Annotated in this window: 15 protein-coding genes and 1 pseudogene; 9 read left to right on the top strand and 7 right to left on the bottom strand. The window is 35.8% G+C overall.

Going from position 1 to position 20,381, the window contains the following annotated elements:
- Nucleotides 1–198 precede the first annotated feature (198 nt).
- The gene (locus ACLBXA_RS07960) at nt 199–1,545 is read left to right on the top strand and encodes an FAD-binding oxidoreductase (RefSeq protein WP_000964999.1); all 1,347 of its coding nucleotides are present in this window, start codon (nt 199–201) and stop codon (nt 1,543–1,545) included.
- 42 nt (nt 1,546–1,587) lie between these two features.
- Nucleotides 1,588–1,782 (top strand): annotated as a pseudogene (locus ACLBXA_RS07955) (alpha/beta hydrolase); the annotation flags it as partial.
- A gap of 473 nt (nt 1,783–2,255) precedes the next feature.
- Here ACLBXA_RS07955 and ACLBXA_RS07950 read toward each other — a convergent pair.
- The 3 genes from ACLBXA_RS07950 to ACLBXA_RS07940 form a co-directional block, all read right to left on the bottom strand.
- Nucleotides 2,256–4,043, bottom strand: coding sequence for a response regulator (locus tag ACLBXA_RS07950; protein ID WP_447617161.1), 1,788 nt, complete (start codon nt 4,041–4,043; stop codon nt 2,256–2,258).
- A 115-nt stretch (nt 4,044–4,158) separates the two neighbouring features.
- Nucleotides 4,159–4,737 carry a sensor domain-containing protein gene (locus ACLBXA_RS07945; protein ID WP_000836848.1) on the bottom strand — a complete coding sequence of 193 codons (579 nt, stop codon included), beginning with the start codon at nt 4,735–4,737 and terminating at the stop codon, nt 4,159–4,161.
- A gap of 358 nt (nt 4,738–5,095) precedes the next feature.
- On the bottom strand, nt 5,096–6,433 hold the full coding sequence (locus ACLBXA_RS07940; RefSeq protein ID WP_079245739.1) for an erythromycin esterase family protein: 1,338 nt from the start codon (nt 6,431–6,433) through the stop codon (nt 5,096–5,098).
- A gap of 359 nt (nt 6,434–6,792) precedes the next feature.
- On the opposite strand from ACLBXA_RS07940, the gene ACLBXA_RS07935 reads away from it, so the two are divergent.
- From ACLBXA_RS07935 to ACLBXA_RS07925, 3 genes are all read left to right on the top strand, one after another.
- A complete protein-coding gene (locus ACLBXA_RS07935; RefSeq protein ID WP_000600467.1) occupies nt 6,793–7,677 on the top strand; it encodes a CPBP family intramembrane glutamic endopeptidase in 885 nt (294 codons plus the stop codon).
- Nucleotides 7,678–8,315: 638 nt separating this feature from the next.
- Nucleotides 8,316–9,761: a L,D-transpeptidase family protein gene (locus ACLBXA_RS07930; RefSeq protein WP_001064076.1), complete on the top strand. Its 1,446-nt coding sequence runs from the start codon at nt 8,316–8,318 to the stop codon at nt 9,759–9,761.
- Between the two features lie 347 nt (nt 9,762–10,108).
- Nucleotides 10,109–10,324 carry a hypothetical protein gene (locus tag ACLBXA_RS07925; protein ID WP_001104104.1) on the top strand — a complete coding sequence of 72 codons (216 nt, stop codon included), beginning with the start codon at nt 10,109–10,111 and terminating at the stop codon, nt 10,322–10,324.
- A gap of 193 nt (nt 10,325–10,517) precedes the next feature.
- Here ACLBXA_RS07925 and ACLBXA_RS07920 read toward each other — a convergent pair whose 3' ends face one another.
- Both ACLBXA_RS07920 and ACLBXA_RS07915 read right to left on the bottom strand, forming a co-directional pair.
- Nucleotides 10,518–11,891 carry a sensor histidine kinase gene (locus ACLBXA_RS07920; protein ID WP_000826690.1) on the bottom strand — a complete coding sequence of 458 codons (1,374 nt, stop codon included), beginning with the start codon at nt 11,889–11,891 and terminating at the stop codon, nt 10,518–10,520.
- Complete coding sequence (locus tag ACLBXA_RS07915) at nt 11,888–12,562, bottom strand: response regulator transcription factor (protein WP_098506801.1); 675 nt, start codon at nt 12,560–12,562, stop codon at nt 11,888–11,890. The genes ACLBXA_RS07920 and ACLBXA_RS07915 overlap by 4 nt, the downstream gene beginning before the upstream one ends.
- A 271-nt stretch (nt 12,563–12,833) precedes the next feature.
- On the opposite strand from ACLBXA_RS07915, the gene ACLBXA_RS07910 reads away from it, so the two are divergent.
- From ACLBXA_RS07910 to ACLBXA_RS07900, 3 genes are all read left to right on the top strand, one after another.
- Nucleotides 12,834–13,304 carry a hypothetical protein gene (locus tag ACLBXA_RS07910; protein WP_001233663.1) on the top strand — a complete coding sequence of 157 codons (471 nt, stop codon included), beginning with the start codon at nt 12,834–12,836 and terminating at the stop codon, nt 13,302–13,304.
- A 20-nt stretch (nt 13,305–13,324) separates the two neighbouring features.
- Nucleotides 13,325–13,648 (top strand): PepSY domain-containing protein, encoded by a 324-nt coding sequence (locus ACLBXA_RS07905; RefSeq protein WP_000912129.1) that lies wholly within the window; start codon nt 13,325–13,327, stop codon nt 13,646–13,648.
- A 1,015-nt stretch (nt 13,649–14,663) separates the two neighbouring features.
- Complete coding sequence (locus ACLBXA_RS07900; protein ID WP_000428443.1) at nt 14,664–16,739, top strand: serine hydrolase domain-containing protein; 2,076 nt, start codon at nt 14,664–14,666, stop codon at nt 16,737–16,739.
- A 308-nt stretch (nt 16,740–17,047) separates the two neighbouring features.
- On the opposite strand, the gene ACLBXA_RS07895 is transcribed toward ACLBXA_RS07900, so the two are convergent.
- Both ACLBXA_RS07895 and ACLBXA_RS07890 read right to left on the bottom strand, forming a co-directional pair.
- On the bottom strand, nt 17,048–17,371 hold the full coding sequence (locus ACLBXA_RS07895; protein WP_000528636.1) for a hypothetical protein: 324 nt from the start codon (nt 17,369–17,371) through the stop codon (nt 17,048–17,050).
- Nucleotides 17,372–17,506: 135 nt separating this feature from the next.
- Complete coding sequence (locus ACLBXA_RS07890; protein WP_001145295.1) at nt 17,507–17,899, bottom strand: VOC family protein; 393 nt, start codon at nt 17,897–17,899, stop codon at nt 17,507–17,509.
- Nucleotides 17,900–18,010: 111 nt separating this feature from the next.
- Between ACLBXA_RS07890 and ACLBXA_RS07885 the strand changes: the two genes are divergently transcribed.
- Nucleotides 18,011–20,320 (top strand): AAA domain-containing protein, encoded by a 2,310-nt coding sequence (locus ACLBXA_RS07885; protein ID WP_002162750.1) that lies wholly within the window; start codon nt 18,011–18,013, stop codon nt 20,318–20,320.
- Nucleotides 20,321–20,381: the final 61 nt, after the last annotated feature.

Here is a 20,381-nt window from a genome sequence, read left to right as displayed (position 1 = left end):
GGTATGCGTCACTACGCCATATAGTAAAAATAAAGGCTCAAAAACGGCATTTGTCGATTTAAAAGCTGCACGGATTTGTTTAATTTTATGAAAAAAAGTAAGAATCACCAATATAATTGGCGGTTCTTACTTTTTTTTACATACATATTATTAGCATGATAGCATTAAAAATTTTTGTACGGAGAGAGAGGTTTCTATATGCTCTATGATGAAAATATAAGTTTAACAGGACGTATTGTATCGCCTGGTGAAGCGCAATATGATTCAGCACGTCAGGCGTTCAACACATTTTTTAATAGATTCCCTTTTGTTATTGTCTTTGCACAAAATACTCAAGACGTTGTGAATGCAGTACGATGGTCGTTACATAATAACGTACCTATCCGAGTACGTTCAGGAGGGCACAATTATGAAGGCTTGTCAGTTTTAGATGGTGGTATTGTAATTGATGTCAGTGAGATAAATCAAATAAAAATAGATCCAACATCAAAAACTGTTACAGTAGGAGCTGGTTGTAAAAATCTCCATCTAGCTGAGCTTCTTGGGAAAGAGGGATTAGCTATTCCTAATGGGGTCTGTCCTAAACCAGCTATCGCAGGAATAGCGCTAGGTGGTGGGCAAGGTATTCTTTCTCGACCATTAGGACTACTACTTGATCATGTCGTAGAAATAGAAATGGTTGATGCTAACGGCTGTGTATTGCAGGTTAATGATCAGGAGCATCCTGATCTATTTTGGGCTTTACGTGGTGGAGGCGGAAGTTTCGGTATTTGTACATCTTTTCGCTTTCGTACTCAGGAAATTAAGACTGTTGGTTTTGTTGAAGTTAGTTGGAGGCATCAAGATTTAAAAGCCGTTATACAGGAATGGCAAAAGTATACTCTACCTACTTCTGATAAACGCTTTACTCCTACATTATTATTGTCTTCAGAAAAGACAGCTCCTGTGTTGATGCATGGGATTTTTCATGGATCAGTTACAGACTTACAGAAATTGATACAACCACTTCTCAAAATTGGATCACCTATAAAGGTAGACATAAAAGAACTCTCTTATTTAGAAGCTATAACGTTAATATCCAATCATCAGCCTACAACTCCTTTTCCATTTAAAAGCGTAGCACCTTTTATGGATTCTTTATTACCTGAAGAAGGTATTGCTACAATTCAACATTTTATGAGTCAATCTCCACCTAATTCTACTGTTTCTATATTTTTTCAGGGCTTAGGGGGGACTGTTTCTGCAGTACCCGAGGAAGCAACTGCTTATTTTTATCGAAAAGCTCTAATGAATATGGTGTTATTTTCCACTTGGGACAAACCTGAGGGAGCTGCACAAGGGATTCGTTGGGTAGAAGCTTTTCGTCACGCGTTAATTCCTTTTACGAAAGGTGTCTATGTTAACACACCTGACCTCTCAATGAAAGATTGGTCGGATTTATATTATGGTGAAAACTTTAAACGATTGACTCAAGTGAAAGCTAAATACGATCCAGAAGATATTTTTAATTTTCCACAAAGCATTCCACCTGTTTATAAAAAATAGAAATCCTTTGCCGACCTTAAATTTTGCAATTTATAAAGAATGATAGATAATCCTTTTTGGAAATAACAATTAAAAGAGAGAGATAACATTGATTATTGACTGTATCAAAAGTTAAATCACTTCTTTACAGAAGGAGAAGGAGAATTAAGTCAATCGGATGAATAGTATAGTCCTGCTAATATCCCAGAGTATGTTATAAATGATATTGCCACTTGGGTGCAAGGAAGAGTGAAATGAAATTAGCAACTATATTTTTAAATGACTATTTTCAGAGACAACAAGTGAATTAGGGGGTACTGGTTTAGAGGAATTCCCACATGAAAAGACCTGAAACTGTCTTCCGTATAGCGATAATAAAGATGTTTAATTTCTAATATAGAAAACAATAGCGTTGCTACATTCAATATGTAGTAACGCTATTTAAATTTTTTAAAACAGGGTTAAATTTTTCAAAAAAATTACCTATCAAAAATAATATTCAACTAAATTCATAAGTTTATCCCGCATTAACGGACAGTGAGACCCCCACCTCAAAATTCAGCGAGAGCAAAGAAGTGAGGTGGGGCGGGCTGCCCGTAAAAGCCCGATTGGTGAGGGCTGATAATCAGTGGGGGATGACAAAACTCCCACTGATTAAAGTTTCACTTTATCCTTTACTGTATCTTGTAACTACATTTTACCTTGCTGTAGAGAAACAAAAAACATTTTTCTTATTCAATAATTCCAATTTCTAGAGCCTTTTGAACAGCTTCTTCTTTGTTGCGGACTCCTAGCTTTGTATAAGCTGTGGAAGCATAATTTCTGACCGTACCATTCGATAAATATAACCTTGATGCTATGGTAGTGTATCGAAGTCCCTTTGCCACTAGCTGCAATATTTCTATCTCCCTAGCTGTTAGCTCATAAGCGGTTGCTTTTGATTGTGGTGTCTCTTTTTGCTCATCAAACTTCTCAAATATTTTGTGAGACATTCCCTGATCAATCAGTGTCCCACCTTTGTGAATAAGTCGGATCGTATTAGCTAGCTCCAATGTTTCAATAGATTTGAGTAAAAAACCATCCGCACCGTTGCGAAGGGATTCCAACGCCTGTTCGGTATCCTGAAAAGTTGTGAAAATCAATACGCGGATATGTGGCCATTGTTGCTTGATTTTTTTGGTTGCTTCGACTCCATCCATGTGCTGCATATCTAAATCCATAAGTATAACATGGGGTTGAAGGCGCCCACACAAATCGATGGCTTCATTGCCATCCTCAGCTAAACCGACTACATTTAAATCTTCATATCTATCGAGTAGTGTCCTCAAACTTTCCCGAACAAATGGTTGATCGTCTACAATTAACAAACGAATAAGTCCATCTTTTATTTCAGTTTGTCGCGGTATGGTACATGTAACAAGCATTCCTTCCTCTGGCTTTGTATATACAGACAATTGACCTTGCAAGTTCATTGCCCGTTCTTTCATCGCATTCATACCAAAGCCTTCCTGCCATTCTACATTTCCTTTTCCATTATCTTGAACTTCTAACCTCGTATATTGTTCGTCAAACTGCAATGAAACTATAATTTCAGTCCCCTGACCATGACGTACTGCATTCGTAAGGGACTCTTGTAAGCAACGAATGAATGCGATCTTCGCTTGCCGAGACAGCTGATATTCCTCTCCGAATGTCCTAAAACTTACATTTACCTGAGCGTGCTCCTGAAATTCGGCTCCAAGATTTTGTAGAGATTGAATTAAGGAAGGCGATTGACATGAAGAATCCATTTGATGTAGGTAACCTCTCACGTCCTCGATACTTTTCCGTCCCATTTCAAGCAGAGAGTCTAGCCTCTGTATACCCATTTCAGTAGAAAGTTCGGTACGCAACGTTTCCATCCCCATAATAATAGAAGTATAAGCATGACCAACTGTATCATGAAGCTCACTCGACAGTCTGTTCCGTTCTTCCGCCAGTGTGATGCGTTCAATCTGAGACATATATTGCTCAAGTACCGCGTTTTGTTTACGAATTGATTCATTTTGTTTATGATTGACGATTAATAAATGAAAAGCGAAGCCCATTACATAAGCAAGTCCATAGTAGGTAACCAAAATCCAATAGCTATTACTTGGCGCAACCGCATAGAGAATTCCAGTTGTTATAAAAACTGTTGTTGGAGCTGTCCAATAATAGGACAAATGCTTACTATTCGCAGCAATTAGAAAAGCCGATATCAGAAATGTAACGTTAGCTTCCGGAAATAAAGAGGTTAAATATATACACAGTCCACCATATAGCAGTATTTCTGTGAACAAGTAATATTTGTAATTGAACAGTAAGGCTACCCATGGAATCGAGAAGGTAACAACCTCCCAAAAAATAACAATCCAAAGTGGCAATGTTAAACTATCCTGAAAATCTAATGTGGTTATGGCGATAGAGACACTAACAAGTATACGGACTCCTAACATAATCCAATCGTACCAAAACCAATACTTAACCATATCTAACAAGTCATTTACCCCCTAAATAGCCTACCTTTTTACTTCCTATAGTATAAATTAATCCTTCATGCCTTATTATACTTTTTAATTTAAAACTGCGATACTACTCACAGACTGCAAACTTCTATTGATTTAGTTGCTGAATCATACTACGTGTATAGCCCCCAATTTTCTGTGTCAAACCTTCTACTATTCTAATACTTATGGCGGTAAATACTATACCCATAAACATTACAAAGAGTGACTTGGCAAACGTATCTATCTGTATGAATATAATATTCATATCGATGTATCGATACAGTAGTGGTGCCAACAGGAACATAAGTGGCATTACATAAAAAATGATTGCACTAATAAGACTGAAAATGCCAATCACAAATTTCTGCATTAACCAATAGACAGCAGACCAAGTACAACGATCTGTAAGCACTAATTTCACCTGAGCCCAGTTCGATGTATCCATTGTTATATTTCTATCGTAAGAGTCTGTTGAAATATCTGTATAAATTTTCGTCTGTATGCGCTCGAATTGGATAAAGTGTGTGGTAGTCTGTAGTACGCGCATAATTAATGGAATCCCAACAACAGTAAATGAAAGGGTGAAACTAAATAGCAGAGCTATTAGATAAAAACAAAAATAAAACAATCCTGTAACGAAAGTTAGCAATAAAAAATAACCATTCTGGATGAATTTTGATTTCATAAAGTTCATCGCTCCTATCTATGTAATAACCGAATCATACTGCTTTTTTTGTCATTCTCACTAGTGTAAAAGTGTCATATGACATTTCTAAATGATGCTAAAAAGGGAAGAGCAGCCTACTGCTGGTTAAAAAGATGCTTATATCCCGCTATTTGCCGGGCAGTAAGACCCCCACCTCAAAATTCAGGTGGAAGCAAAGAAGTTAGGTGGGGGTCGGGCTGTCCGTAAAAGCCCGATTGGTGAGGGCTGATAATCAGTTGGGATGAACAAAACCCCTACTGAATAAAGTTTCATTTTATTAATCCTCCACAAAACAATCCCGTTTTTGCATTTGCAAGAACGGGATTGTTTTGTACTTTTATTTAATATGAGATGGACTTGTTTTTCGAATGTGAAAAATAATATCAAATTGCTCAAGCAATGATTTATCAAAGTATGTCGATTCGTTTGGGAATATTTGTCCCCCTATACTTAGTAATGGTCTTTTGGCTTTAACCCATTTCTCTGCTTGTCCTTTAAGGTGACGGTTATCCAATAAAAACATGTTATATGGTACTTTTCCGAGGGTATAGTTAAAACTATTTACATTTTGTGGAATCGCACGCGTTGTAATCTTACCTCCAGTAGAAGGATCATATTCGCTGTATAAGGTGAAATTCCCCTTCGTAGTTGTACTACCAATTGTGACATAATTATTGTCTAAACGTTCCTTCAAAAATTGCCCCGCAACATAAGGGTATAATTTCTCATCGATAATTCCTTTAGCAATATGAATATTGTGTCCCCATACCATCGTTTTACCACCAAATGTTTCTTGTGCCCACATTGCATGATCGGCCAAGTATTGCTCATGTAGCTTTAACATACTTGGATAGTCGTTAGGAATTAGCATTGTGGTAAATTTCTCTATTGCACTTGCCGTTGCTTTCGCCCAGATGTACTCGGGTGAAACTATTTCTGTGTTGGCTTGTTTATTCTCATCTTTTAGTAATCGAGCTACTCTCTCAGCGTTTGCTTTGAACTTTTCTTTTATTTCAGGAGCAAGGTCCATATATTCCTGTGTACTTCCATTAAAAGCCGACAATTCTTTATAATTTTCTTCTACTTCTGCCAGCAAATTTGGTCGATGCAGCTTTACATAATCAATTACTTTATTAAAGCAACCTTGGTCCAATTCCTTTAAGTCGAGCCCGATAAATTGGATCTTGTTTTTATTGGATGAATCGGCATTATAATCTTTCATCCACTCAATCATGGCTATAATTTCATCAGTAGGATATAACAAGTTTAAAAACTCCCTAGGGTTTCCTTTTCCTGTTTGGATATATTCATTTAGCTTTAAGCCGTTTCCCCAATCTTCTTCCATTGCGAAATTTGTAAAACCCATCTCAGTAACCAAATATTTCACAAGGCGAAATTTCATAGTGAAAATTTCAGAGCTTCCATGAGTATTCTCTCCTAATCCCACATATTGCGCGCTCCCAATCATTTTCTTAAGTGGTTTTAAATCCTCAAATGATTTTGACGGCTCTATCGTTTTTAATGGGTAAGCCTGTGATTGTATGGATTTAACTATATTTTTTTGTATTGATTGACCTGAATTTTCGACTGCTACTGTTTGAGCCTTTCCTACTTCTACACATCCTGTGACTAATAAAGCTGTACTAACCATTGCAATTATGCTTTTCTTATTCATTTTTTCCACCTCAATTGAATTATTTGTAAAGCAAGATTGATTCATTGTACTTGAACGAATCAATTGCCTTAATTCAATTGTTATCTATTCCATATCATATTTTCTAGTTACATATTGTCATAAGGTTAATTGACACAGGTCATAGACTAATCATTACACTTTTGTACTATCGGTTATGACAACTTATAAATAATAATTACATTGATGAGTCGTAAGTAAGACTAGACTATAAATTGGGGAGGGATTTTAAAGATGAATGAATCTGTATACAAAAACATTTTTATTCTAAGTTGTGTCTGTGGAAATGACAAGAAGTAAATTCGATAAACAAGTGAATGAAAGGGGAAGGGCGGATTAAAATGATATTACACGCAAAATCGTTCCACAATAAAGATAAAATCCAACGTGCTAAAATAGGACTTCAACTCTTTTTGAGTATCTTAATCATTACTTCTATTATCCTAAATGTAGTAGTAATAATTACGAAAAGTATGCCGCTTATTGTGGTATATATGTTTACCCCAGCATTATCTTCTATTTTGACTCGCATAATACTGAAAGAAGGGTTTAAAGATGTATCTTTTAGTCTCGGTAACTTAAAGATATGGAAAGGGATTGGTTTTGCTCTGCTAATCCCTATGATTATTTGTGGAATTACTTATTCTATCGCCTGGTTGAGCGGAATTGCGGGGTTTCAGTATCCCGAAGTTGGTATGTTTATTTTAGAACCGATCTACAATATGCTTGGGCTTCAGTATGTAACGGCACCATTCAACTTCATTTATCTAGTAGTATTGAGCGGCATTTTCGGAAGTTTGCTTGGCTTAATCCCGGCTTTGGGAGAAGAAATGGGTTGGCGAGGTTATATGCTCACAAGGCTAGTCGATGCAGAGTTTTCACGGCCCATCCTTATTAGTGGATTGATTTGGGCAACGTGGCATGTTCCAATAGTTATTGCTGGTCTATATGTAGCGGGACCATCTGTCGTTCTTTCAGTACTTGGTATCTATCTTTGTATTGTACCATTCGGTTATATTATAGCTTATTTACGACTTATCACAGGTAGCATTTGGCCTTCGGTTATCATCCATGCTACTTGGAATGCCATTATTCAAGGACCTTTCACACGTGCAAGTACAGGGTATCAAACTGAGATTTGGATTGGAGAATCTGGCTTGATAACCGCTATTATTATCTTGATTACTGCAATAATTACGTCTCGAATCGTAAATTTTACTAAATAGCATACGGATGTGTTTTAAATTCAATTAGTGAAATATGACGAGGCGAAATAAGATGCACCTAAAAATATTAGAAAAAATCTAGTTGAATGGACTCTTACTTAATCTTAGGCTGCTGGATATATGGGAGGCATCAAGCTAAGGGTTTAATTTATAAAAATAAACTTGATTGTCATAAAAAACATAATGTTTTTCATTTAAAGGCTATGAGATGAAATTTCATCATCTTCATCACGTTAGACCTTCAGGAAATAAAAAGTTAAACGATTATACAAATACTCTAACTGAAAAAACGATAGTCCTTTTATCAAAAATGTAGAAGGACTATCGTTTATTTTTTTGACAAAATTAGGGGTTGATGTTCATAAAATGGAGAATATAATTCGTATTTTACGTAAAGAGGAAAAATTTTCCGAATAAGATTTAGCTAATTTTCTTGATGTATAACGATTGATTGAAATTTCACTTTATGACTTGTAAAGGGATGTTCAATGCATCGTACCATTAAAAAATCTAAATTTAATCGATGAATTGCGATAAAATGTGGTCGGAAATAATGAAATTTTAGGAAAAATAAGGTACACTAGTCTATGATTTTAGTTGAAAATCGTTTGACGTTAATGCATACGGGGGAAAGATTGATGAACAACAATACAACAAATGAATCAGTTGAAGAAATTGATCAAAAACGAGTAAGATCAAAAAAACGTTATACAAATTGGAAGTTTATCGCAGTGGGTATTGGTGTAATTGCACTTCTTATTGGGGGAATGAGTTATTATCAGGCAACTCACTTCAATTCGAATGTTACAATTAATGACACAAAAGTTGGTGGTCTGAGCGCTGATCAGGCAATACAGAAATTAAAGACATCTGGACTAGCAAACAAAGTCTATGTTGATCAACAACAAATTTTAGATGAAAAAGATACAAAAACGGAACTTACGGAAAAAGATTTGCCTCAAGTTAAGAAACTATTAAAAAGTCAGTGGACATTTGTCCCTACCTCAAAGGGAGAAAATTATTCATTGCTACCAGAGAAGGCAGATCAGTATCGTAGTGAAACGATGAAAAAACTTGTAGAAGAAAAGCTCATCTCTATGAATGCAAAATTAAAAGCGCCTCAAGATGCTATGGCGAAGCTAGAACAAGGAAAAATAGTTATTTCGAAAAGTGTTGAAGGAAAACAGTATGACGTTACTAGTCTACTAAAAGATTACGATAAGCAAAAATATAAAAGCGAAATTCACCTGAAGTCTGCATACATAAAACCTATTAAAGAAGACGATCCAATTGTCAAAAAAGAGGAGAAAGCACTACAGAATCTTCTTGGGCAGTCTGTTGAGTATAAAGTGCAGAATGAAGTTTATCCTTTAAAAGCGAAAGATTTAATTCAAAATGCCTCTATGTCAAAGGATATGAAAGTTACAATTGACGCGAGCGACATTAAGAAGAAAATTATTGAAATTAATAATGCCAAATCAACATTAAATAAAGATTTCTCATTTAAAACGCATTCCGGTTCAATCATATCAGTAAAAGGGCAAGGCTACGGCTGGGCACTAGATGTTGAAAAAGAAACTAAACAAGTTCAACAAGCCTTTGAGAAAGGCGAAAAATCGCTTTCTGCTTCTAATATTCATGGAAATGGTTGGGAGAAGGAAGGTATCGGTTATAAAACAACATCGAATAATGGCATCGGAGACACATATGCAGAAGTTTCAATTGCAGAGCAACAAATTTGGATTTATAAAGATGGAAAATTAGTTGTTACAACAAATGTAGTAACTGGTAAACATAGCACGGGTGAAGATACATCACCAGGTGTTTGGTACGTCCTATATAAACGAACACCATACACGCTCAGAGGCAGCGCAGTAGGTAAAGCTGATTATGCAGTTAAAGTAGATTACTGGGTCCCATTCACAAATAGCGGTCAAGGGTTCCACGATGCCGGTTGGCGAAAAGACTGGGCAAATAATGCTTATTTAACAGGAGGATCAGGTGGGTGTGTGAACCTTCTTCCTAATGTTGCAAAAACTGTATATGATAGTTTGAACACTTATGATCCAGTTATCGTGTACTAAAAAATAGCTAAGTATCAAGAAATAAACAAAGCAGGAAATCTTACCTGATGGTATATGAAAAAAACACCTCTTGCATTCGCATACTAAGTGTGCAAATGTAATGGAGGTGTTTTTGTTTGAATATAAAAGTGTATTGCTTATAAGAAACAAAGTAGAAAGAGATTGAGAATAAGTATTCAAATAATCAATAAAATTGACAATGAATATCATTTTCACTTAATATAGAATCGTCGCATTTAATTAGACATGAATTTTTTGTTAATATAATAGATTTCTATTAAGTTGTCATATTTACGAACTATCATTAAATATTTTAAGAATTTAAACGTAGGAAAGGGTAATATAAAATGAACTGGAAAAAAGGCGGGTTATGGGTTATTATTTTTTTCGTTGTAAAAGGCACGATTTCTACACTTTTAATCGTTACAGGTGCTAAATATTTTGATTTATCATTTATGCAACTTATCTTATTAATTCTGACCTTATTAGTGATTTCTCTAATAAGTCGAAAATTGCTGTATAGACATAAACAAAACAAAAAGCAAAAAGAGCTAAATATATAATGGAGCCCCAGAGACCGTTGGATTTCTGGGGTTTTATTTCGATAGTTTTTTCGCATGTATATCAATTTAACAGAATAGGTTGTCCAAAATGATAAAATCGATGATGTTTAAAATGCGTCAGTTATTTTTACATAAGGATTGTAGAGAGCCTTTAAATATCAATCTTTATTTTGAAGCGACAGATGCGCATAAATTATGCTTGTTTTTCAATTGGTAGTTTAAATGTAAAAGTACTGCCTTCTCCTAATTCACTTTCAACTGTAATTTCTCCTCCGTGTAGTTCGACAATCCATTTTACCATAGACAATCCTAAACCTGTGTTTCCGATGTTTGAAGATGTTCGTGCTGCGTCAACTCGATAGAAGCGGTCCCATATTTTAGTAATATGTTGCTCGCTGATGCCTATACCATTATCAGAGACTTTACCTATTATGTTGGTTTCATCACGGAATAGTTGCATATTCACAGTTCCACTCGCTTTACTATAAGCAATCGCATTCGTTAGTAAATTCATTAATAAACGCATCATCAATGTTTGATCGGCTTTAATAAATAGGTCTTTCTCTATATTAATTGTTATATCAATCGAAGCCTCTTGTACCATTAATGAGAGCTCTTCTACGACGATTTCCGTTAATTCACTCATATTGATACATTCAAATTGGAAAGTATTATGGTTTCCTTGGTCAGCTCTTGCTAATAATAAAAGTTGTGAGATTAGAGTGGATATTTTACGTGATTGCTTTAAAATTACTTCTAACGATTCTTCCATTTCTTTCGGATTATTCTTCTGCGATAAAGCGTATTCGCATTGTGAAATAATAACAGATGTTGGTGTTCTTAATTCATGAGATGCGTCAGATGTAAATTGTTTTTCACTTTCAAATGATGTCTCCAATCGCTCAAACATTTTGTCAAAGGTTTGTGCTAAATGATACATTTCGTCTTTCGGTGAACCTTGTAAATTAATTCTCTTCGAAAGGTCTTTACCATCACCAATTTTACTAGCTGAATCACTCATTTGTTGCACAGGTCGAAACGCCCTTTGCGTAATAAAATATCCTCCGAATGCCGCAATAAGAATAAGTAATGGGAATGAGATGATTGTTACCACGATAAGCGTATTCATCGTTGAGGATAATTGGTTCATAGTCATTATTCCACGAACCCAGACTTGCTCATCGCCGCCTGCATTATGGAGAAAATCATATACTATCCATTCTTTATTGCCGTCTTTAATGGTTTGTATTTCATCGGATTTAAGCGATATCTTTTTATTAAAGCTTGTTGGACTATGTCCTACTAACAGCTCACCTTGTTTACTATAAATACTAATATTTACGCCATCTTCTAAGGTTTCAAAATCATCGTCAATCTTTAACTGCCCATGCTTATATTTGATATCTTCCATGCTTTCTTTTACTGTGCTCTTTAATTGATCTTTCATATTAAAAAGCAAAACTTTATCTGAAGAAGTTAAAATAAAAGCTAACACGAGTGCCATAATAATTACAATTAGCCCCGTATACCACAGGGTTACTCTCATTTTTATTGATAGTCTTTTCATGATTCTACTCGCAATACGTAACCAGTTCCTCGTACTGTATGAATTAACTTCGTTTCAAACTGGCTATCAATTTTTTTGCGAAGATAGCGGACGTAAACATCAATAATATTCGAGCCACCTTCATAGTCGTAATTCCACACATGTTGCTCAATTTTATCTCGTGTCAGCACAACTTCTTTATTACGAATCATATATTCTAAAATAGCAAATTCCTTACTGGAAAGAGTGATAACTTGGTCTCCTCGTGTTACTTTATGCATATTGCAATCTACCACTAGGTCAGCGATTTCAAACACATTAGATGTATTTCCTGTTTTTCTTCGCATTAACACTCGAATTCTTGCTAACAGTTCGTCAAAAGCAAACGGCTTTACTAAATAATCATCCGCACCTAAGTCGAGTCCTGTTACACGATCATCAATTGTATCTTTAGCTGTAAGAAGCAAGACAGGAGTTGTATTATTGTCCGCGCGTAATCTTTGTAATACTTGTAAACCATCTATTCCTGGAATCATAATGTCAAGCACAATCAAATCGTAGGTAGCCATGTTTATATAATCCAAGGCATTTTCTCCATTCCCACATGCATCGACACTATAATGTTCTGCATTTAATCGTTTTACCAATATATTTTGTAAGTCTTGTTCATCTTCGACAATAAGAACTCGCATTAACATTCTCCTTTTCTTCTTATTAATATGTATCACTATAATTCCAAAACATTAAAGCAAGATTAGAAACGATTTAATTATATCATTTTATCCAGCATTAACGGGCAGTAAGACTCCTCCTTCAAAATTCGGCGAATGCGAGGGAGTTAGGGGAAGTCGGGCTACCCGTAAAAGTCTTCACTTTATTTTTTTATACATTAATCTTCCTTTAATGTTTGTTCAGTAATATAAAGGCAAGGATAAGGTGCACATGTAAAGGGAGGAAAACAGAATGCGAAAATGGATGCTGATTGGAGCGATATCTTGTGTATTGTTAACAGCTTGTTCTACTCAAGCTGTTAACAATACAGAAGTGCAACAACTGAAAGTGGAAAATGATAAATTACAAAAAGAAGTTGCTCAACTACAACAAGAACCAAACAAAACAGAGCCTGCTACGAATGATACGAAGCAAACACAAGATTTCAAAAACGAAGTCACATCTATTGTAGAAAAGGCAAATAACACGAAACCAGTTGGAGCAAAAGAAGATAACTTAAATATGTACTTGGCAACAAAAAAAGAAATTGACCAATTGGATGACAAGATAGATCTATCTGATAATCAGCTAGAAGCAGATTATCACGCTGGAACGATAACTGTTGAACAATATCAAACGCAAGAAAAAGAACACGATATACTGGAAGATCAATTAGAGCAAGCAGAAAATGCGCTTGAAGCAAGATTTGGAATAGAGGAGTAATCATTAAGGAGTGGATGAAAATGTTAAAGCATAAAAAGAAAATAATTATAAGTGTAATTGCTATTTTAGTAAGTGGTATTGCTATTGTTGGTGGATATTATGGTATGGGTTACAATTATGCAAAAAAGAATGAAAACTACACAGAGAAACAAGTTCGTGAAATTTCTTTAGCTCATACAAATGGAGAAATTATTAATGTGAAAAAAGAATTCGAATTAGAAGATGATAACTTAGCACAATCAAAATTTGAATATGAAGTAGAAATCAAGACACCTGATAATTTGTTAAATATTTTAAAGGTTAGTGCTAGAACGGGTACAATAGAAATCGATAATGAAGATTGAAAAAATATCGACAAATAAAATATTACGTACTTGATTTTTGTTATCGATAGCGAAGAAAAAGACGGTTCCCTAATTTTACAAGGGAATCGTCTTTTTTTTTGTTCTATGGATCTATGCATTTTTTATACTTTCCTATCCTGGTGCGGTTTTAGGGTTCTTGTCTCTTATTGGATTAACTGAAAAACTGTATAAAACCTTGTATACCCTTAGTGTGGTTTTTTCCGAAATACTGGCGGTACCCCGTCGCTATCAATCAAAGCTCATACAACGTCAATTATATTAGGGGGTGTTTCAGTTCTCGTTTTATCTTTTTACAATGATGAATATGAAATAATGACTTCCACTTATAAGAATGTGAAGAAGTGTTGATGCCAGTTGGAACTGTGGTAAAGGTTGAGGGTGGAATCTAAGGGAATATTAGAGATGTGCATGAAAGGTTATTAATCCATCTTCTATAAAATCGTGGGATTATATATGCACTTATTATCCTGGAGATTTTAAAATAAAACCTATCTAATTATAGAAGTGATTTGAACGTAAGGAAATTGTAAGAAATGGATAAGAAAAAAGAAATTTTTATTGTGTAGGATACAAATATAGAGAAGCGTAAAAGAGGGAGGGTAAATAGGATACATTTATACGAAAAACAAACTAGTAATAAGAGCATTCTATTGGTGGCAATTACTGAAAGAACAGAATACTCACTACAGTTCCTACAGGAAAGGGAAGAATCAATGGATATGGTCTAGGAATCTATGAAATTATATTTCCTAACGGTGTCCCGATATGGGAACATACAGATGTTATTCTAGGATTTGATACTTTTGCTGGAGGGGCATATGTTGACGGCAATTTGAACAGTATGGGTAGAGCCGAGAATACTGGTCTTTTTAAAAGTATTTTACTTGTTGAATATAGACAGTAGGGATAAAGCCAGAATAGTAGTTTATGTGATGTTTGTAATTGAACAAATAAAAGATGAAATCGATCATTTATCTAAGGAGGAATTTTTCTTATGGAAAATAAATTATCTGGAGTGTTAGCCGCTACCTTAGCTCTAACGATGAGTCTACCAACAGGAGCGATAGCGTCTTCTAGCAGTAAGACTCCGGTTGTATCTAGCCAAGAAGTTGCTAGCAAAGATTTGGAGAAGATTGCTGCAGAGAACGCTGCACTGCTCACGAAGTCCTATGAGACGACTAGTGTACAGTATGCGCTGATTGATAATGGTAAACTTATTTTGTCGGGGCAGACAGGTAAGAACGACATAGAAGGGAAAGAGCCACTAACCAAAGATACTCTATACGGAATTGGTTCAACCAGTAAAGTATATACAGCTGCGGCTGTTATGAAACTGGTAGACGAAGGAAAAGTTGATTTGGATGCTCCTGTTGCCCGCTATATTCCTGATTTTAAAATGAAAGATAAACGATATAAGCGTATTACACCGCGTATGCTGTTGAATCACTCCTCGGGTTTGCAAGGTTCGACGTTCAATAATGCATTTTTATTTAAAGATAATGATGCTTATGCCCATGATATATTATTGCAACAATTGTCCAACCAAAACTTGAAGGCAGACCCTGGTGCGTTCTCAGTATACTGTAATGACGGTTTTACACTGGCTGAGATCTTGGTAGAAAGAGTCAGCGGTATGAGTTTTACTGAATTTCTACATCAAAAGTTTACAGAGCCATTAAAACTGAATCATACGATAACATCGCAAGACAAATGGGAAGACGAAAAGCGGGCTGGACTGTATTCTCCGACATACCAGGGACAGCTACCAAGTGAAATGGTGAATCTAATTGGTACGGGAGGAATCTCTTCTACTGCAGAAGATGTGGTGCGATTCTCACAAATATTTATGGGACAGGGAAAAGAAATTCTCTCTAATAAAGCAGTCAAGGCGATGGAACAAGAAGAATATAAAAAAGGAATGTGGCCGGGAGATAGCGGAAATGTGTTCAACTATGGACTTGGCTGGGATAGTGTAAAACTATACCCATTCAGTGAATATGGGATAAAAGCGTTGACTAAGGGTGGGGATACGATACTGCAACATGCTACATTGGTCGTGCTTCCAGAACAGAAGATGGCAGCAGCTGTATTGTCCTCCGGCGGCAGCAGCATGACAAATCAACTGTTGGCAAATAAATTACTGCTAGCTAGGCTTAAAGAGAAAGGGACAATTAAGGATATAAAGCCAGATAAATCCTTCGGAAAGCCCGTCAAGGCTAAAGTGCCTCAAGACGTGGTAAAAAAAGCAGGATTTTATGGAAATAGCTATAGCCATTTCAAAATAGAAATTACGAAGAAGGGAGAACTGGTTTTACCAACTAAACCGGAAGAAAAATATGTATATACGGCGGATGGAAGCTTTATAAATGAGAAGGGTACTTCCAAGCTTAACTTCGTCACAGAGAAGAATGGAAAAGTTTATTTGAGAGAGAGCACATATGAATTATCACCGGGATTGGGGCAAAATGTGCTGACTCACTATTTAGCCCAGAAATTAGAAAACAATGTGTTACCGAAGAAAACAGCTGCTGCATGGGCGAAGCGCGAGGGTGGCAAGTTCTATCTCGTTAACGAAAAATTTAATTCTATGAACTATCTAGGACAACTAATGCCTCTTAACACACAAATTACGATCAAGGATGGATATTGGGACGGCAAAAAAATTACAGGTCCGAATACGGCGACGCATCAAATTCAAATTCCTGTGATGAATGGGCGGGATACAAAGGAAGCCCATTTCTATACAGAGGATGGTACTGAATATATGGAGATGTCCAGCTTTTTATACGTCAGTGAATCTAACGTAAAACCCCTTGATACAGGTCGATTATCAAAAGTTACATTGCAAAAAAATGGGCATGCGAAATGGTTTACGGTCCCGCAAGAGGCAGCAGGGAAAACGATGAATGTGGAGTTGCCATCAGGAAGTTCATTCGCGGTGTATGATGAGAATGGAGTATGCGTCAATTTTACCGTCGTTAGTGATAATAACAAAGTGAAACTACCAGAGAATGGAACGGTTGTATTTGCTGGCGCACCGAACTCCGAATTTACAGTCGCATTGAACTAGCTACAACTCGGGATAGACTTCAATAAAACAGTGCGACATGGAAAAGATATTTTATTTGTATCTTAAGTATTACCTTATTACAATTAAATTCTTAGCTTAATAGCAATGGGATAGCACCACATGCCTATCAGCCTAAGAAAATAAATCAACCCCATGTCCATCAAGCTAGTAAAAATAAATACCCAAAATATAGTAAAATTGACATCTCCAGAGTAAAAATGTAAAAAATTATTGTTTAGGGGCAACATAAAACCTTAGTTTGATAACGATATGGCGCTACTCATAAAAAAGAAATAGGAGAGAATATCCTATTTCTTTTTATTGATATAATAAAATGTAATGAATAGATCCAAAGTAATGATAATAATTAGAAGTAACAAGTGTATAAGTGCATCAGTTTTTCCGTTTAGTAAAGACTTTACAAAGAAATCCCATTCTGTTTCATAGGGAGGTTCTACCCAATTTCGTTGCAGACCTAATACCATTCCATTTATAAAATAGACAATACTTAATAGAATCCTTCCAACAAATAAGGCAGCTGTTTTTATATTCCAATCCTTTATCTTGATTACATAAAGGATTGGAAATAGTATCAGTATCCAAAAAACAATAATAAAGACTGTATTTCCCATTCTCTCCTCCTAACAAAATGATTGTATTTTTAATCTTGGCAAATTCTTAGGTTGGAGGTATGTTTCATTGTTACTGGTTAAAAACAAGGACCGTAATTCCGGCTCCTTTTCTATCCCGCAAAATAAAGGTTTGTTTTATCTCTCTGTCTCAAAAAACTCAATCCACTCTCCATCAGGACCAGCGAAGAATATGTAACGTGTTCCATCTGGTAATGTTTCGACTTCTTCTCCTAGTAAAAAGGTTACTGTGTGTTTCTTTAGTCTTGTGATTTCTTCTTCTAATGAATCTACCTTAAAGCAAATGTGATGTACTTTTCCTTCTGCCGGAAGAGAAGAATTGTAGCCTTCAATTAATTCAAGTATCGTTTCCTTCGATTCTTCTACACCTAAAAAAGCGAGTTTTAAGTCTGGGTTTGGGTGTCCCATTCGCTTAATGAGCTGTAAGCCAACTACTTTTTCATAAAAAGTAATAGATGTTTCTAAGTTTGCAACCATAAGTCCTACGTGTTCAATTCTTCTAACTGGCATGTAGATTCCTTCTTTCTGAAAATTATATACAATATATTATTGAAAATTAAGAAAATAAGCAAGATAAAAACCTTACAAATTTAAGCGTGTTGTATGGTATAGTGAGAAAGTATGTTTGGGGAGAAGGAAGGAGATTATACGATGAATATACCTACTCAAACTCCTTCATTATCGGAAACGATGAAAGAGTGGCATTATGCATTAGCATATGAAATTAAACATTGGAAAACGATAGGTGGTAGTAAAATTTCTATCATGAACGGTCGTTTTTTATATACAGATTATGAGAATACAGTGTATGTATTTCAGCTTATTTCGGAAGTAAGTTTACCTGAAGGTTCACCAATTCGAATTGAGTTCGATGGTGAGGAAGCGACAGGAGAAGTATTATCTGTACATGGATTAGAAATAGAATTGAAATTAAATGATTATATACAAGGTGAAATAAGAGAAGCGGTTTTATACAGTGAACCGTGGCAACTTTTAGAGCAACTGCAAGAGCGATTGAAAGAAGCACGTAAAGATAAGCTAAAACGTAATCGTATAAAGCGTCTCGTTGATGGGACGAGCAGTCCGAAGCATATTGAGAAGATGAAAAATCCGAAAAATGAACTAGCATATCGTTCGTTTTACAATCCGACAACGTACGTATGGGGACCGCCTGGAACAGGGAAGTCGTACAATTTATCACGTATTATTTCGGCTCATTACCAAAAAGGAAAATCGGTACTTGTGTTAGCTCATAGTAATGCGGCAGTGGACGTATTAATGAGCGAAGTAACGAAACAAATTGAGAAGAAAAAGAAATGGACACCTGGCGAAATTGTTCGTTACGGTTATAGTCAACATGAACATATACGAAATCATGAAACATTACTTACGTCGAAGCTAGTTGAAACGACGAACGGATCTTGGGGAGAAGAAAGACTCTATTTAGAAGAAACACGACAAGATCTTCGTGAAAAGATTTTATCATATAAAGCGACTTCTGCTGATAAGAAGCGTATACAAGAGATTGAAAGTGATCTTCGAAAGCAAAAAGCGAAAATTAAAGAAGTAGAAAAAGAATATATTGAAAATGCGAAAGTAATTGGTGCAACTCTATCAAAATGTGCAATTGATGCGCTAATTTATGAGCGTACATTTGATTTAGTTGTCGTAGATGAAGTGAGTATGGCGTTCGTTCCGCAAATCGCATTAGCTGCTTCACTTGGAAAACGTATCGTTGTTTGTGGCGACTTTTTACAATTACCTCCAATTGCGATGGCGAACCATGAACTTGTTCGCAAATGGCTTGGGGAAGATATGTTTTACCATGCTGGGATTGTTGAGTCTGTTAATAAATCAGAAGCACATCCGAACCTATTTATGTTGCAGGAACAAAGACGTATGCATGCGGATATATCGAAGTTTACGAATTCGTTTATTTATAAAAATAGAGTATACGATCATCCGTCTGTTTCAGAGCGTAAAGAACTTGCGCAATTGCAGCCGTTCGCAAATGAAGCGAGTGTTTTATTTGATACGAGCCAAATGGGAGCTTTTTCGTTAAAAGATGCGGCTTCTGGTTCACGTTTTAACATTATGTCTGGTTTAGTAGCGATGCAAATGATGTTAATCGGATTGTTAGACGGTGTTCAGTCGATTGGTGTTGTGACACCTTACAGGGCGCAGTCACGCTTTTTATCAACGTGTATTAGAGAAATGTTGCAGAGAACGAAATATCAAAACATACCAGTTTTAGCGGCGACAGTTCATAAGTTCCAAGGTTCTGAAAGAGATATGATGATCTTTGATACGGTTGACAGTTATCCGCAAGAACGACCTGGCGTATTATTCTTTGATCACAAAAACCATCGCCTCGTCAATGTAGCAGTGACAAGAGCGAGAGGGAAGTTCATTCAATTATCAGATTGCCATTATATGCGTAAAAACCTTTCGAGAAAACAAGCGTTATCACAATTAACAGCTCATATAGAACGTCATGGAGATGTGTATGATCGCACGACATCAAGACAATTGTGGGAACGGAAAATTTCGAAACGTTTACGCTGGTTTATGGAAATGAATCTTGAAGAGCCGAAAGGGTTATTAAAAGATATTTTAGCCGCAAAACGAAAAATTATTATTTCACTTCCAAGTACAAAACAAGTGGATAAGCGAGTATGGCAAGCGTTAATGCGTACAAATGCACAGATAACAGTTTATAGTGATGGACCAGTTCCACTGAAAAATGTAAAGTTACAAAGACAAAATAAAGCATTCCCGTTTATCGTAATTGATGATGAAATCTTCTGGGCAGGCGCACCGCTTACATCTCAAATGATGTTTGAAGGTAGTACAGAATTTCCGTACGTATGTGCCAGACTGCAAGCGCCAGAAACAATTGGTGTATTAAAAGGATTTTTAGATATTCGGTAAATTCGGATAGGAATTCCTTGACTTTTATTTGGAATGAACTTAGAATGAATGTAATTTAATA

This window comes from Bacillus sp. D48C (assembly GCF_053345735.1).
This window is presented reverse-complemented; position numbering and strand designations above follow the sequence as displayed.

Excerpts from the sequence above, each read along its gene's own strand:
- ACLBXA_RS07935 (WP_000600467.1), top strand. The coding sequence starts at position 6,793 with ATGATATTACACGCAAAATCGTTCCACAATAAAGATAAAATCCAACGT.
- ACLBXA_RS07930 (WP_001064076.1), top strand. The coding sequence starts at position 8,316 with ATGAACAACAATACAACAAATGAATCAGTTGAAGAAATTGATCAAAAA.
- ACLBXA_RS07910 (WP_001233663.1), top strand. The coding sequence starts at position 12,834 with ATGCGAAAATGGATGCTGATTGGAGCGATATCTTGTGTATTGTTAACA.
- ACLBXA_RS07900 (WP_000428443.1), top strand. The coding sequence starts at position 14,664 with ATGGAAAATAAATTATCTGGAGTGTTAGCCGCTACCTTAGCTCTAACG.
- ACLBXA_RS07915 (WP_098506801.1), bottom strand. The coding sequence starts at position 12,562 with ATGCGAGTTCTTATTGTCGAAGATGAACAAGACTTACAAAATATATTG.
- ACLBXA_RS07960 (WP_000964999.1), top strand. The coding sequence starts at position 199 with ATGCTCTATGATGAAAATATAAGTTTAACAGGACGTATTGTATCGCCT.
- ACLBXA_RS07905 (WP_000912129.1), top strand. The coding sequence starts at position 13,325 with ATGTTAAAGCATAAAAAGAAAATAATTATAAGTGTAATTGCTATTTTA.
- ACLBXA_RS07895 (WP_000528636.1), bottom strand. The coding sequence starts at position 17,371 with ATGGGAAATACAGTCTTTATTATTGTTTTTTGGATACTGATACTATTT.
- ACLBXA_RS07890 (WP_001145295.1), bottom strand. The coding sequence starts at position 17,899 with ATGCCAGTTAGAAGAATTGAACACGTAGGACTTATGGTTGCAAACTTA.
- ACLBXA_RS07885 (WP_002162750.1), top strand. The coding sequence starts at position 18,011 with ATGTTTGGGGAGAAGGAAGGAGATTATACGATGAATATACCTACTCAA.
- ACLBXA_RS07920 (WP_000826690.1), bottom strand. The coding sequence starts at position 11,891 with ATGAAAAGACTATCAATAAAAATGAGAGTAACCCTGTGGTATACGGGG.
- ACLBXA_RS07925 (WP_001104104.1), top strand. The coding sequence starts at position 10,109 with ATGAACTGGAAAAAAGGCGGGTTATGGGTTATTATTTTTTTCGTTGTA.
- ACLBXA_RS07945 (WP_000836848.1), bottom strand. The coding sequence starts at position 4,737 with ATGAAATCAAAATTCATCCAGAATGGTTATTTTTTATTGCTAACTTTC.
- ACLBXA_RS07940 (WP_079245739.1), bottom strand. The coding sequence starts at position 6,433 with ATGAATAAGAAAAGCATAATTGCAATGGTTAGTACAGCTTTATTAGTC.